Raw genomic sequence first — 14321 nt, forward strand, 5'->3', positions numbered from 1 at the left:
GGGAACAACACAAGTGGTGCCGGGAGCCATGAGCTGTGGAGCGGGCACTGCCGAATCGGTACTGCGTGCGGCACACCGTAGGTCCACTCGGCGCAACTTGCACGACCTGTAAGCCGATCTGTTACATCGTTACAGACAGTTGTCGAATCGTGTCGGGAGACCGGACTTTTCCGGCCCGGGAGGTGGCCGGGAAGCCCGCTCGCGGATTGCGAACGGGCCTCCCGGACACCCGAGGTGACGGTGTGTCGGATCAGCCGGAGGCGATCCGGGACCGGCGTTCGGCTACTTCAGGCCGACCCGGTCCATCAGCATGCCACCGTCCTGCACACCCACCACACCCACGGCCCTGGGGCCGGAGATGATGTTGGTGACCGCCTCCTGGTAGGCGAGCATCGGCAGGTCCTTGACGAGCACCTTCTGCAGGTCGGAGTAGGCGGCCTTGCGCGCCGCCTCGTCGGTGGTGGAGCGGCCCTTGATCAGCGCCGCGTCCGCCTCGGGGCTCTTGTACCCGGTGAAGTTCAACGGGGTCTGCGAGAACAGGCTGTTGAACAGCACCGGTTCCGGGTCGCTGGACCAGATCTGGTAGAGCGCCGCGGTGTAGTTCTTCTGCACCGTCAGGCGCAGGTAGTAGCTGGCCACCTCGGCCTTGTCGAGCTTGACCTCGACGTTCTTGAAGGCGTTGAGCGCGGTCATGGTGTACTCGGAGGTCGCGTTGGAGGTCGGGTTCTCCGGGACCAGGTAGTTGAACTTGACCGGCTTGCCCTCGGCCGCGAGTTCGTCGAAGAGCTTCTGCGCCTCGACCTTGTTCGGACTCGGCTGCGCGGCGGTGGCGTCGGTGAAGGTCTTGCCGCTGTGGAAGATGCTCTTGGCCGGGGTCGCCGTGCCCGCGTACATCTTCTGGTTCAGGTCGACCGGGTCGAGCGCGAGCGCGACCGCACGGCGCGCGCGAGCGTCGTCGAACGGCGCCGTCGAGGTGTTGAAGACGATCATCTGGCCGCCGTCGAGGGTGAACGGCGTGACGCCCAGGCCGCCTTCCTGCGCTGCCTTGGTCTTCTGCGGGTCGATGGTGAAGGTGATGTCCGCGCCACCGGCCTTGATCGTGTCGACCTGCTGCTTGACGTCGTTGACCACCTTGATGGTCAGCGTGTCCAAGTAGGGTTTGTCCGGCCCCTGCCAGTAGTTCGGGTTCTTCTCGAACACCATCTGGCTGTCCCGGGTCCAGGATTTGAGGACGAACGGACCGGCTCCGACCGGCTTTTCGCCCTTGGGGTCGGCCGCGTACTGCTTGGGCGACTCGATGTAGGACAGCTCCGAGGCCACCGTGCGGTCGAAGTTCGCGTTCAGCATCGGCAGCGTGATCCTGAGCGTCAGCGGGTCGGCCACCTCCAGCCCCAGGCCGCTCGCGGCCGGGCGGTGCTGGCTGAGCACCTCCGGCTTGGCGTGCATCTCCCAGTTGAACTTGACGGCGGCGGCGTCCAGCGGGGTGCCGTCGCTGAACTTGACGTTCGGCTTGACCTTGAGCGTCCAGACCTTGCCGCCGTCGTCGCTCTTGAGGCTCTCGCCGATCTGCGGGACCACCTTGTTCTGCGTGTTGTCCACGTAGAACAGCGCGTCGTAGACGGCGAGCATGCGGTTGAGGTCGGTGACCGCCGCGTACGACGCGTTGAACGGCGTCATGCTGCGCGCGTCGGACACGGTGAGCAGGGTCAGGTTGCCGCCCTTCTTGGCACCCGCGGACGCGTTCGGGTCGGCCTTGCCGCCGGCGGCGTCGTCCCCGCCGCCACACGCGGCGAGGGTCAGGGCGAGTGCGGAAACGCCGGCGATGGCCGCCGAGCGCTTTCGTGCGTTGTTGCCGAGGTTGCTGCTCATGTGACTCCTCCGTTGTCACAAGGCACATCCGATCCCCGTTCGGATCGGGTGCTGTGGTGCTGTGGTGCACGGCCGGGTGGTGTGCGCGACACCGAGAACACCGGGTCGCGCCGGCCACCCGGCCGGGTCTGTGGGGGTCAGCCGCTCATCAGCGCCGCCCGATGGCGTCGAAGTGGATCAGGCCGTCGTTGAACAACTGGATCCCGACCAGGTCGGCCCGGTGTACCGCGCCGATGACCGCCGACGAGTAGACCCAGAACGGGAGATCGCGATTGACCTGGTTCTGCAACCGGGTGTAGGCGTCCCGCCGCGAGGACGCGTCGGTGGATCGCCGACCGTCCTCCAGAGCGGCGTCCACGACGTCGTTCGCGTAGCCGGTGATGTTGCTCAAACCGGCCTTGCTGTACAGGAATTGATAGATCGTCGGCTCGACGTCGTCGGCCCAGAGCTGACATACGGTGGCGTCGAAGTCGCTGCCCGCCAACCGGGTCACCAGCGAGGCCATGTCGGTGATCTCGACGATCACGGTGACGCCCGGATAGCCCTCCAGGGTCTGCCGGATGTACTCGGCGGTGCCGCGCATCTTGACGTTGTCGGGCACCAGGTAGCGGAAGACGAACGGTTTCTTCCCGTTGTTGGTGAGCTGCGCGAACAGCGCGCGGGCCTCGTCGGGCCGATTCTCCGGCGCGGCCAGGTTGACGTTCGCCAGCGGCGACGTGGCGTCGAAGATGCCACGCGCCGATTCGCCCCGGCCGCCGTAGAAACGCCGGTTGATCTCGGCGCTGCTGAGCGCCAGCGCCACCGCTCGGCGGGCGGCCGGATCCTGGAAGACTCCCTTGCGCACGTTGAAGGCGACCATCAGTCCGCCGTTGAGACGGGCGTCCTCGGCGACCAGTCCGTCCGCGCGGGCCTGCGCCACACTCTGCGGATCGATGGTCAGGGTGAGGTCGGCCCGCTTTGCCCGGATCGACTTGTTCGCGCCCTCGACATCCTTGTCCACCCGGAAGACCACCTCGTCGAGGTAGGGCCGATTCCGTTGCCAGTACTGGGGATTGCGCTCCAGCCGCAACTCCTTGCCCGGCTCCCAGCTCTTCACCTTGAACGGGCCGGCGCCCACCGGCGCGTGCTTGAGCTCGTAGCGGCCGTCGGCGGTGGCGACCAGGCGTCGGGGCGCGACGAAGGAGAGGTTGCGCGCGATGGTGTGGTCGAAGTTGGCGTTCGAGGAGGGCAGTTCGATCCGCAACTGGAGCGTGGAGACCTCGGTCAGCAGCACCCCGCGCAGCGGACCGCCGACCAGCGAGCGCACCGTGGGGTCGCGGTGCGCCTCCCAGTTCGCCTTGACCGTGCCGGCGTCGAGCGAACTGCCGTCGCTGAACCGCACGTCCGGACGCAGGGTCAGGGTCCAGATCCGCGCGCTCTGGTCGGAGACCAGCGATTCGGCCAGCTTGGGGCGCACCCCGCCCGTGCTCGGATCGGTCCACACCAGGACGTCGTACAGCGCGGCCAACCGGTTCGAGTCGGCGACGCTGGAGTAGGAGGCGGTGAACGGGTCGAGTCCGCGCTCCTCGCCGGGCATCAGGATCGTGACCGAACCGCCGTGCTCGGGCTCACCGGAGGAACTCCCGGAGTCGGAGGAGTCCAGACCGCAGCCCGCCGTCGCCAGCACCGTCGCCGCCGCGAGAGCGAGGGCCAGTCGGCGGCGCAGGCCGCGGCACGGTGGTCGTCGCAAGGGTGTTTTCGGGTGGGTTACCACTGCCGGCCTACCTACCTATCACTGTGGGGTTCGAACGTGCCTCGTGCGTCGGTGCAGTCGTGCAGTCGTTCCGGAAGTGCGGTAGCGCTGTGGTGCGGCGGTTCGCGCCCGAGTCGCGGCGGAACCGGGTGCGTCCGCATGGCGGGCGTGATTCGGCCCGGGGGTACGGAGGGACGTCCCGCCCGGGCACACGGGCCCGGGCGGGACGGGTGGATCCACTAGCCGGTGGTGCCGATCCGGTCCCACAGGATGGCGCCGTCGTTGGCCAACTGGATGCCGGTGATCCTGGGGCTGTAGACCGCGGCGGTGACCGCTTCCTGGTAGACCCAGAACGGCATGTCCTTGTTCACCTGCAGCTGTACACGCGTGTACGCGTCGCGTCGCTGGGCGGGGTCGGTCGTCCTGCGCGCGTCCTCGAGCGCGGTGTCGACCGCCTGGTTCTCGTAATTGCTGTTGTTCGGCATGCTCTTGCTGTGCAGCAGATCGTAGATGCCCGGCTCCGGGTCGTCGATCCATTGCTGACCGAGAGCGGCGGCCCACTCCGTGTTGCCGCTGCGGACGGTCTTGACGTAGGTCGCGATGTCGACGACCTTGACCTCCATCTCGACGCCGGGGTAGGTGTTCAGGACCTGCTTCATGTACTCGGCGACCCGGATCGACGCGGGAGCCTGCGGCACCCAGTAGGTGAACTTGAGCGGCTTGGTGCCGCCCGCCGTCACGTCGTCGAAGAGCTCCTTGGCCCGCTTCGGGTCGTTCTCCGAGGCCGCGAGTTGGATGTTGGCCACGGGGGAGGACGCGGCGAAGATGCCCTTGGCGGGCGTACCCTTGCCGCCGAAGAACTTCTGGTTGATCTCGATCCCGTTGAACGCGTAGACGAACGCGCGGCGGGCCCGCAGATCCTTGAACGGCGCGACGCTGAGGTTGAACACGACCATCTGGCCGCCGTTCAGCCCGATCCGCGTCACGCCCAGCTTCTTCTCCTCGGCCTGTGCGGTGGCGAGCGGGTCCACCGCGACGGTCAGGTCGGTCTTGCCCTCGTCGACCGCGGTCACCGAGTGGTTGACGTCGGTGTCCACCGTGATGGTCAGGTTGTCCAGGTGTGGCAGACCCTTGTCGAGTTGCCAGTAGTCGGGGTTTCGGGTGAAGGTCTGCTTGACCCCGCGATCCCACTTCACCAGCTTGTACGGACCCGCGCCGACCGGCTTGTCACCGATTCCGGTGGGACTGGCCCGAAGCGCGGTGGGCGAGGCGATGTAGGAGAGGTTGCGGGTCACCAGGTGGTCGAAGTTCGCGTTCTCGGTGACCAGCTTGATGTCGAGGGTGAGCGGGTCGCTGACGGCGAGCGAGAGGATCGCACTCGCCGCGCCGCGCTGGAAGGAACCGACCTTGGGGTCCTTGTGGCGGTCCCAGTTGAACCGGACGGCCTCGGCGTCGAACACCGTGCCGTCGCTGAACTTCACGTTGGGCTTGAGCTTGAGTCGCCACGTGTCGGCCTTGGGGCCGTTGATCGCCAGCGACTCGGCGATCTGCGGGCGCACACTGCCGGTGGTGGGGTCCGCCCACACCAGCGAGTCGTAGAGCGCCTGCATGCGACTGCCGTCGGCGACGTTGACGTACGACGTGGAGAAGGGGTCCAGGCTGGTGGAGTCGCCCGGGAGGCTCATCGTGAGCGAGCCGCCCTGCTTGGGCGTGCCCGCGGCCGACGGCTTGGTCTCGTCGTCGCCCCCGCAACCGGCGAGGACGGTGGCCAGTGCGGTCGCGACGACCAGCACGGTTATTCGGCGCCGGGGACGGGAACGGCGCGTGGATCGAAGGGACAACGGGGAAGTACGAGTCACTGCAGGGCCAACCTTCACCTGACGGACCGCCCGGGCTTCCGTGGCCGGGCGGCGGACGTGCTTGGTGCCGGGTACGTCGGCCGACTCGGGGGGAGAGGGCGACGGCGCCCCGGGTGGAGCATGGTGGTGCGTCCGTGCGGCTGTGCTGTCGTGCGGTGGTGCGTGCTACTCGGATGTCTGCGGCCCGGAGTCGAGACACGTGAAGGCCGGGAATCACGAAGGTGATTCCCGGCCTCCACGAACCGACTGGTAAGGGTGCCGTCCCTTTCTACTGCCTTCCGGCGATCTGGTCCATCAAGATCGGGTCACTGTTGTACTTCTGATGACCAGTCAGTCCTTTTTGCCGATGCGATCGAAGAGGAAGATGCCGTCGTTGGACAGTTGCACGCCGGTCACCCCGGAACGGAACACCCCCGCCACCACCGCCTCCTGATAGACCCACAGCGGCATGTCCCGGTCCAACTGGAGCTGGAGCTGCGTGTAGGCGGCGCGACGCCGGGACGGGTCGGTGGTGTTGCGGGCGTCGTCGAGGGCCCGGTCCACCACGTCGTCGCCATAGAAGCAGCAGTTGCTCGGGCTGCCCCGGTGCAGGTACTGGTAGACCACCGGCTCGGGGTCGTCGGCGAGCAACTGGCTGACCTTGACGTCGAACGCCTCGGCCAGGTTGGAGCGCTTGACGAACTCGGAGAGGTCGGCGGTCTCCACGTCGAGCGCGACGCCGGGGTACCGCTCCAGCGTCTCCTTCATGTAGCGGCCCAGTTCGTCGATCGCGCCGCTCTTGGGCGCGAAGAACTTGATCCGCATCGGCTTGGCGCCGTGCTCGGTCACCCTGTCGAACAACTCGGCGGCCTGCTGCGGCTTGTTCTCCGGCGCGGACAACTGCGGGTTGGCCAGCGCGGTGGCCTGGTTGAAGATGCCACGCGCGGGGGTGCCCGCGCCGCCGTACACGCGCTTGTTGATTTCCTCGCTGCTCAGCGCCAGCACGATCGCGCGGCGCACCTCGGGGTTGGCGGTGGGGCCGCCGGAGGTGTCGAAGCTCAGCAGTTGGCCACCGGAGAGCGCGAGCGACTCGACGCCGATGCCCGCGTCGCGCGCGGCCTTGAGGGTGAACGCGTCGCTGACGTTGGCGACGTCGGCCTTGCCCTTCTTCACCTTGTCCACCGCCGCGCTGCCGGAGCCCTCGAAGCGGAAGGTGAGGCTGTCCAGGAACGGCTTCGCCGGGCCCTGCCAGTAGGTCGGGTTCTTCACCAGGGTCAGGTGGTCACCCTTGACCCAGCCGCCCGGGGGGAGCATGAACGGGCCCGCGCCGACCGGGTGTTCGGCCAGCTTGTCGACGCCCTCGGCGATCGCCTTGGGCGAGGCGATGAAGGACAGGCTGCGTGCGACCAGGCGGTCGAAGTTGCCGTTCGGCTTGTCCAGGATGATCCGCAGTTCGAGCGCGTCGGCGCCGATCTGGCTCTTCATGCCCACGGTGGCGTCCCGCTGCCGGGATTTGGTGGTGGGCACCGCGTGCGTGTCCCAGTTGATCTTGACGGACGCGGCGTCGAAGACCGTGCCGTCGGTGAACCTGAGGTTGGGCCGGATCCGCAGGCTCCAGATCTTGTTGCCGCCGCCCTCCACCGGGGCCAGGCTCTCGGCGAGCTGCGGCTGCACCGAGCCGGTGACCGGGTTCGTCCAGACCAGGCTGTCGTACAGCGCCGCCATCCGGTTTCCGTCCGCCTGCGCGGCGTACGAGGGCAGGAAGGGGTCGAGGCTGCGGGCGTCGGCGGTGGCCAGGACGTCCAGCGAGCCGCCGGCCTTGGGCGTGCCCGCCGCGCTGGGGATCTCACCGGACTCGGCACCACAGCCGGCCGCGGCCAGGAGGCCGATCGCCGCGATCACGGCGGCGGTGCGACGGCGTGCCCGAAGGGCGAAGGTTCGTGCGTGTGCCACTGGAAACGTCCTCAAGCATGGAGCAGGCCGGCCGAAGGCCGGCTGCCGCGCGGTCAGCGCGGTCAGCGCCGTGAGGCTATAGGTCGACACGTGTCGCATCGTCGACGGGATGCCCGATTCGGCCCCCGATCGTTCGGCCCGGACACGCCCGTGTACGGACAGCGACGCGGTACGGCCGGGTCGGCCGTACCGCGTCGGGTGTCGGTGCTCAGTCCCGCTCGGTCGCCTCGGCCTTGGTCGTGGGCTTGGCCCCGGCGTCGGCCGCCGGCTCCGCCGCTGCCTCCGCCTCCGGGTCGGATTCGACCGCGGCCTCGGTGACCGGCTCGGACTTCGACGCGGCCTCGGTCCCGGTCTTCGTCTCGGGCGCCGGCTCGACCTCGCTCCCGGACTTCGACGTGACCTCGGCCTTCGACGCGGCCTCTGCCGGTGCCTCGGAACGTGCCTCGGCCTCGGGGTCGGGCTCCGCGGCCGAGACGGCGCGGTCGAACACGGCCGCCTCGCCCACCAGCGGGAAGTGACACGCGACCCGGTGCCCCGGCGCGATCTCGCGCAGCATCGGTACGTGCGCCGCGCACTCGTCGCGCGCGATCGGGCAGCGGGTCCGGAACCGGCAGCCGCTGGGCGGGTTCATCGGCGAGGGGATCTCGCCCTTGAGCGCGGGACCGGCCGGCGCCGCCGCGGGGTCGGGCGCGGGCACCGCGTCGAGCAGGGCGCGCGTGTAGGGGTGCGCGGGCGAGTCGTAGATCGCCGCGGTGTCGCCGGTCTCGGCGATGGTGCCCAGGTACATCACCGCGACGTCGTCGCTGATGTTGCGCACCACCGCGAGGTCGTGCGCGACGAAGATCATCGACACGCCGGTGCGGGTCTTCATCTCGTCGAGCAGGTCCAGCACCTGCGCCTGCACCGACACGTCCAGGGACGCCACCGGCTCGTCGCAGATCAACAGGTCGGGGTCGACCACCATGGCCCGGGCGATGGCGATCCGCTGGCACTGTCCGCCGGAGAACTGATGCGGACGCCGATCGGCGACCAGTTCCGGGTCCAGGCCCACCTGGCGCAGCACCGCCTCCACCCGCGGGCGGATCTCCTCGGCGGACAGGCCGGAGATGACCAGCCCCTCGGCGACGATGTCGAAGATCTTGCGACGCGGGTTCAGCGCCGAGATGGGGTCCTGGAACACCATCTGGATCCGCCGGCGCATGGTGCGCAGGCCGGCCTTGGGCAGCGTGGTCAGTTCCTGCCCGTCGAACCGGACCGAGCCCTCGGACGGCTTGGTCAACTGCAGGATGGCCCGGGCCAGCGTGGACTTGCCGCAGCCGGACTCACCGACCAGACCGAGCGTACGGCCGCGCCCGAGTTCGAAGCTCACGCCCGCGACGGCGTTCATCATCCCGCCGGGCACCCGGAAGCGCTGGACCAGGTCGGTGACCGTGAGCAGCGGGTCGGTGCCGGTCGCGGGCTCGGCGGCGGGCTTGGTGTCCAGGGCGAGCGCGCCCGGCGCGGTGCCGTCGGCGGTCATGCGGAGGTCTCCTTGATCAGGGACGGCGGCCCGGTCGCGTCGTCCGCGGCGACGGCGACGTCCTCGCCGACGGGGTGGTGGCAGGCGAACCGGTGCGTGCCCAGTTCGTCGCCCAACTCCGGCCGCTCGGTCCGACACAGGTCGTCCGCCGCCGTGCACCGGGCCGCGAACGCGCAGCCGGACTTGAGCGTGACCAGGTCGGGCGGCGCGCCCGGGATCGCCCGCGGGCGCTGCTCGCGGGGCACGTCCAGGCGCGGCACGGCGCCCAGCAGGGCCTCGGTGTAGCGGTGCCGGCGGTGGGCGAACAGGTCGGCGGTGGGCGAGTGTTCGACCATGCGGCCGGCGTACATCACGGCGATCTGGTCGGTCCGCCCGGCCACCACGCCCAGGTCGTGGCTGACCAGGATCATGCCCATGCCGCGTTCGGCCTGGATCTCCTGGAGCAGGTCGAGGATCTGCCGCTGCACGGTCACGTCCAGCGCGGTGGTCGCCTCGTCCGCGATTAGCACGTCGGGGTCGCACGCGAGCGCCATCGCGATGGTCACCCGCTGGCGCATACCGCCGGAGAGCTGGTGCGGATACTGCCGGGCGCGCTTGACCGGCTCGGGGATGCCGACCAGCGTGAGCAGTTCGATCGCGCGCTCGCCGGCCTCCTTCTTGCCCATGCCCAGGTGCAGCCGCATCGATTCGGTGAGCTGGCGGTCGATCCGCAGCACCGGGTTGAGCGAGGTCATCGGGTCCTGGAAGACCATCGCGATCCGGTTGCCCCAGATCGTGCGGGCCTCCTTGCGCGGTACGCCGACCAGTTCGCGGCCGTCCAGGCGCACGCTGCCGTGGATGTCGGCGATCGAGGGGCAGATGCCCATCAGCGAGCGCACCAGCATCGACTTGCCCGAGCCGGACTCGCCGACCAGGCCGAGCGTCTCGCCGCGTTCGATGCTGAAGGAGACCCCGTCCACCGCCTTGAGCAACCCGCGCGGGGTGTCCAGGTGGACCCGCAGGTCGGTGGCCCGCAGCAGTGGTGCGTCCGGCGTGGGCGAGCCGGTCGTCTTCGGCTCCGCCATGGTCACCACGCCACCTTCGCGCCGCGCGGCTGTTGGATCCCGTCCATGAGAGCGGTCCCGTCTGTGTGAGGGGGTCGAAGAACGGGATCGACGGCGGCCCTCGGGGCGAGGGCCGGCGCCGATCCCTCGGCTACAGCTTGGTGTCGCGGACGTCGAACTTCGCGCGCAGCCGGTCGCCGATGACGTTGAGCGAGAAGACGGTCAGGAAGAGCACGCCGCACGGCACGAACACCTGGGACGGATACAGCGAGAGGTCGTCCTTGGCGGCGTTGATCATGCCGCCCCAACTGGGCATCGGCGGCGGGATGCTCAGGCCGAGGAAGGACAGCGAGCCCTCCGCGACGATCAGCACCGCCATCACGATCACCGAGTACGACATCACCGCCGGGAACGTGTTGGGCAACAGTTCCTTGAAGATGATCCGACCCGGACCCGCTCCCATCGCCTTGGCCACCGTGACGTACTCGCGGTTGGACTGGGCGATCGCGCTCGCCTTGGTCAGCCGGGTGAAGCCGGGGATGGTCAACACGGCGAGACCGGCGGTGATGCTGGTCTGCGACGGCTCGTACACCGAGGACAGCGCGAGCAGCAGGATCAGCGGCGGAAAGGCGAGCAGCGCGTCGGAGCACAGGTCGATGATCATCTCGGTGACGCCGCGGAAGTAGGCCGCGACCAGACCGAGCAGGCCGCCGATCACCACGCCGACCACGACCGATACCAGCGCGACGATCATCGACACGCGTGCGCCGAAGGCGAGCCGGGTCAGGTGGCTGCGGCCGAGGCCGTCGGTGCCGAGGAACTCCGGCCAGGCCGCGAAGGGCTTCTGCTTCGCCTCGCCGAACGCCTTGCCGTACTCGTGCGGGAAGACGCCGGGGGCGATCAGGCTCAGCAGCGCGCCGAGCAGCACGATGCTCATCCACGCGATGGCGAACCAGAGCAGGATGCTGGGGCGCTTGCGGGCCTTGCCGCTCTTGGCCCGCTTGACCTGCGAGGGGCGCAGTCCGGTGGGTTCGGCGGCGCCCAGGGCGGGCTCGGGCGCGGTTTCGAGTGTGCTCATCGGGCCCTCACTCTCGGGTCGATGAGGGAGTAGCCGATGTCCACGAGCGTGTTGAGCAGCACGTAGATGATCGCGATCACCACGACCGTGCCCTGCACGACGGGGATGTCCTTGCCGTTGATCGCCTGGTACATGCCCTGTCCCAAGCCGGGGATGGCGAAGTAGGACTCGACGATGACCGTACCGCCGATCAATCGACCCAGGGTCAGGCCGGAGACGGTCAGCAGCGAGAAGGACGAGGGTCGCAGCGCGTGCCGGAAGAGCACGTACGGCGTGGACAGACCCTTGGACCGCGCGGTCAGGATGAAGTCCTCCTGGAGCGTGGCGAGCATGTCGCTGCGCAACAGGCGTTGGAACTGCGGGATCTCCGCGAGTGCCAGGGCAAGGGCGGGCAGGAACGCGAACTCGATGTTCTTGGCGAAGTCGACCGAGATGTACTCCCAGCCCGTCGGCTTGAACGCGAGCATCATGTTCGGGTTCGCGAAGAAGTAGACGAGGATGAACACGCTGACGAAGGTGGGGATCGACAGCAGGCCCGAGGAGAGCCCGCCGATCACGCGGTCGACGCGACCGCCCGCCTTCGCGGCCGTCCACACGCCCAGCGGCACGGCCACGATCAGGGCCATGAGCAGGGCGAAGACGGCGAGTTCCAGGGTCACCGGGAACCGCTCGCTGATGCCGTCCATGACGGAGGTCCGGGTCTTCAGGGACTCCCCGAGGTCGCCGGTGAGCGCGTTGCCCACCCAGGTCACGTATCGGACGGGCAGCGACTTGTCGTACCCGAACTCGTGCTCCAGGTCCTTGAGGTCCTGCGGTGTGGAGCCGGGGCCGAGCATCTGGGCGACCGGTGAGCCGTCCACCAGGTCGGGCAGGGCCGTGGTCGCGAACGTGACCAGGAACAGCACCGGAATCAGGGCCAGCAACTTGCGACCGAGCAGGCGCAACACGACGGTGTCACCCCCTCTCGCTGGTCTGGTCGGTTGACGAGGTCTGTTGAACATTCCGTGCGGTGGTGCGTTCGCGCGAAACCGCCGAATCCCGGACAGGGCCGTTCACCTGTGGTGACACGTGCCTTGACGGGTCGTCAGTTAAGCGCGGTGATTAATTACGGCAGTGGGCGCGATCAATGTCAATGGATTCACGGCAACCGTTAGCGGGTCGAAAACGTCGGTCCCGAACCGGAGGGTTGCCCTCCGTCCGCACGTGTCGACCTGCGCGAATAAGGTGCGGAGGCCAACTAACTGACGGTGCGTCAGATGTCGTCGACGGGCTGTGTGTGGGTCGCCCGCCGCTCATCCGCCGGACACCCACACACGCGTCGCGCGCGCGACCCCGAGCCGCCCGGGCCGTGCCACCCGTAGCTCCGCGCGAGCGGCGCGATCCGGCCGGCTCGGCGCGTGAGCGGACGTTCATCCGCCGGAAACACATGTGCGCCAAGCGTCACGTCGGCGAAACACGTCGCGCCACGGCGTGAAACCTCACACCCCGAAGCTCCTTCCCATGAGCTCCCGGAGGTCGGCCGGGGCCACGGAGAAGAGAGGCAGAGTATGGACACGGGTAACACCGCATTCGTACTCCTGAGCGCCGCACTGGTCATGCTCATGACGCCCGGGCTGGCGTTCTTCTACGGCGGCATGGTCCGCGTGAAGAGCGTCCTGAACATGCTGATGATGAGCTTCATCTGCCTGGCTGTCGTGACGGTGCTGTGGGTGCTCTACGGGTTTTCGATGACGTTCAGTACGGACGCCTTCGGCGGGTTGGTCGGCAACCTCGACTGGTACGGCATGCGCGACATCGGGGTCGCGGAGTTGTGGGACGGCTACACGATCCCGGTGACGGTGTTCGCGGCCTTCCAGTTGATGTTTGCGATCATCACCCCGGCGCTGATCAGCGGCGCAGTCGCGGACCGCACCAAGTTCACCGCCTGGGCCGTGTTCGTGGCGTTCTGGGTCACCCTGGTCTACTTCCCCATCGCGCACTGGGTCTGGGCCGCGGACGGCTGGCTGTTCGAGAAGGGCGTGATCGACTTCGCCGGCGGTACGGCGGTGCACATCAACGCCGGTATCGCCGCACTGGCCCTGGTCCTGGTGATCGGCAAGCGGGTCGGCTTCAAGCGTGACCCGATGCGCCCGCACAACCTGCCGCTGGTGATGATCGGCGCCGGCCTCCTGTGGTTCGGCTGGTTCGGCTTCAACGCCGGCTCCTGGCTCGCCGCGGACGGCGTCACCGGCCGGGCGCTGATCAACACCCAGATCGCCACCGCCGCGGCCATGCTCGGCTGGCTGTTCCTGGAGAAGATCCGCGACGGACACCTGACCACCCTGGGCGCCGCGTCCGGCGCGGTGGCCGGCCTGGTCGCGATCACCCCCGCGTGCGGTGCGCTCAGCCCGCTCGGTTCGATCGCGCTGGGTCTGGTCGCGGGCGCGGTCTGCGCCTGGGCGGTGGGCCTGAAGTACAAGCTCGGCTACGACGATTCGCTCGACGTGGTCGGCGTGCACCTGGTCGGCGGCATCATCGGCTCGCTCGCCCCCGGCTTCCTGGCCACCGGCCACATCCAAAACGATGTCGAGGGCCTGTTCTACGGTGGGGGCTTCGACCAGCTGGGCAAGCAGCTGATCGGCGTCGGTGCCGTCCTCGCCTACTCCTTCGTCGTCACCTTCATCCTGGGCACGGTCATTCACAAGACCATCGGCTTCCGGGTGTCCGAGGACGACGAGGTGGCCGGCATCGACCGGGTCGAGCACGCCGAGACCGGGTACGACTTCGCCGCACTCGGCGGTTCCACCCGACCGTCGGCGGGCATCGGCACCTCTACGGGCGCGGGCGCCGCGGCGCCCGCCGACACGAAGGTGGATGCGTGAAGCTCATCACGGCGGTGATCAAGCCGCACCGGCTCGACGACGTCAAGAACGCCCTCCAGGCGTTCGGCGTGCACGGCCTCACCGTGACCGAGGCGAGCGGCTACGGCCGGCAGCGCGGCCACACCGAGGTCTACCGAGGCGCCGAGTACCAGGTCGACCTCGTGCCCAAGGTCCGGATCGAGGTCGTCGCGGACGACGAGGACGCCGAGGAACTGCTGGACGTGCTGGTCAAGGCCGCGCGCACCGGCAAGATCGGGGACGGCAAGGCCTGGATCGTCCCGGTGGACAGTGTGGTCAGGGTGCGTACCGGCGAACGCGGCCCGGAAGCCCTGTAGGACCCCCGATGGCCGGTCCCGCCCCGAAGCGAGTCTTCGGGGACGGGTCCGGCCATCGGCCTTCGCGTCGACCGCTCGCGGTGCTCGGCCACC

Annotated in this window: 10 protein-coding genes; 2 read left to right on the top strand and 8 right to left on the bottom strand. The window is 68.8% G+C overall.

What is annotated here, in order from left to right:
• Window positions 1-282 precede the first annotated feature (282 nt).
• From ACIRL2_RS07610 to ACIRL2_RS07645, 8 genes are all read right to left on the bottom strand, one after another.
• Window positions 283-1869, bottom strand: a complete 1587-nt coding sequence (locus tag ACIRL2_RS07610; protein WP_395872648.1) for an ABC transporter substrate-binding protein — start codon at window positions 1867-1869, stop codon at window positions 283-285.
• 148 nt (window positions 1870-2017) lie between these two features.
• Entirely contained in the window at window positions 2018-3598 is a 1581-nt protein-coding gene (locus tag ACIRL2_RS07615; RefSeq protein WP_395872650.1) for an ABC transporter substrate-binding protein, read from the bottom strand.
• 242 nt (window positions 3599-3840) lie between these two features.
• Complete coding sequence (locus ACIRL2_RS07620) at window positions 3841-5394, bottom strand: ABC transporter substrate-binding protein (RefSeq protein ID WP_395872651.1); 1554 nt, start codon at window positions 5392-5394, stop codon at window positions 3841-3843.
• 396 nt (window positions 5395-5790) lie between these two features.
• On the bottom strand, window positions 5791-7392 hold the full coding sequence (locus tag ACIRL2_RS07625; RefSeq protein ID WP_395872653.1) for an ABC transporter substrate-binding protein: 1602 nt from the start codon (window positions 7390-7392) through the stop codon (window positions 5791-5793).
• 208 nt (window positions 7393-7600) lie between these two features.
• Complete coding sequence (locus tag ACIRL2_RS07630) at window positions 7601-8911, bottom strand: ABC transporter ATP-binding protein (RefSeq protein ID WP_395872655.1); 1311 nt, start codon at window positions 8909-8911, stop codon at window positions 7601-7603.
• Complete coding sequence (locus ACIRL2_RS07635; RefSeq protein WP_395872657.1) at window positions 8908-9975, bottom strand: ABC transporter ATP-binding protein; 1068 nt, start codon at window positions 9973-9975, stop codon at window positions 8908-8910. Before ACIRL2_RS07635 ends, ACIRL2_RS07630 begins: the two co-directional genes overlap by 4 nt.
• Before the next feature lie 130 nt (window positions 9976-10105).
• A complete protein-coding gene (locus ACIRL2_RS07640; protein WP_395872659.1) occupies window positions 10106-11032 on the bottom strand; it encodes an ABC transporter permease in 927 nt (308 codons plus the stop codon).
• Window positions 11029-11979: an ABC transporter permease gene (locus ACIRL2_RS07645; protein WP_395872661.1), complete on the bottom strand. Its 951-nt coding sequence runs from the start codon at window positions 11977-11979 to the stop codon at window positions 11029-11031. Before ACIRL2_RS07645 ends, ACIRL2_RS07640 begins: the two co-directional genes overlap by 4 nt.
• A 600-nt stretch (window positions 11980-12579) precedes the next feature.
• Between ACIRL2_RS07645 and ACIRL2_RS07650 the strand changes: the two genes are divergently transcribed.
• Both ACIRL2_RS07650 and ACIRL2_RS07655 read left to right on the top strand, forming a co-directional pair.
• Window positions 12580-13893 (top strand): ammonium transporter, encoded by a 1314-nt coding sequence (locus ACIRL2_RS07650; protein ID WP_395872663.1) that lies wholly within the window; start codon window positions 12580-12582, stop codon window positions 13891-13893.
• Entirely contained in the window at window positions 13890-14228 is a 339-nt protein-coding gene (locus ACIRL2_RS07655) for a P-II family nitrogen regulator (protein WP_360310627.1), read from the top strand. Before ACIRL2_RS07650 ends, ACIRL2_RS07655 begins: the two co-directional genes overlap by 4 nt.
• Window positions 14229-14321: the final 93 nt, after the last annotated feature.

Origin of the sequence: Embleya sp. NPDC127516 (genome assembly GCF_044765325.1) — a bacterium.
GTDB lineage: Bacteria > Actinomycetota > Actinomycetes > Streptomycetales > Streptomycetaceae > Embleya.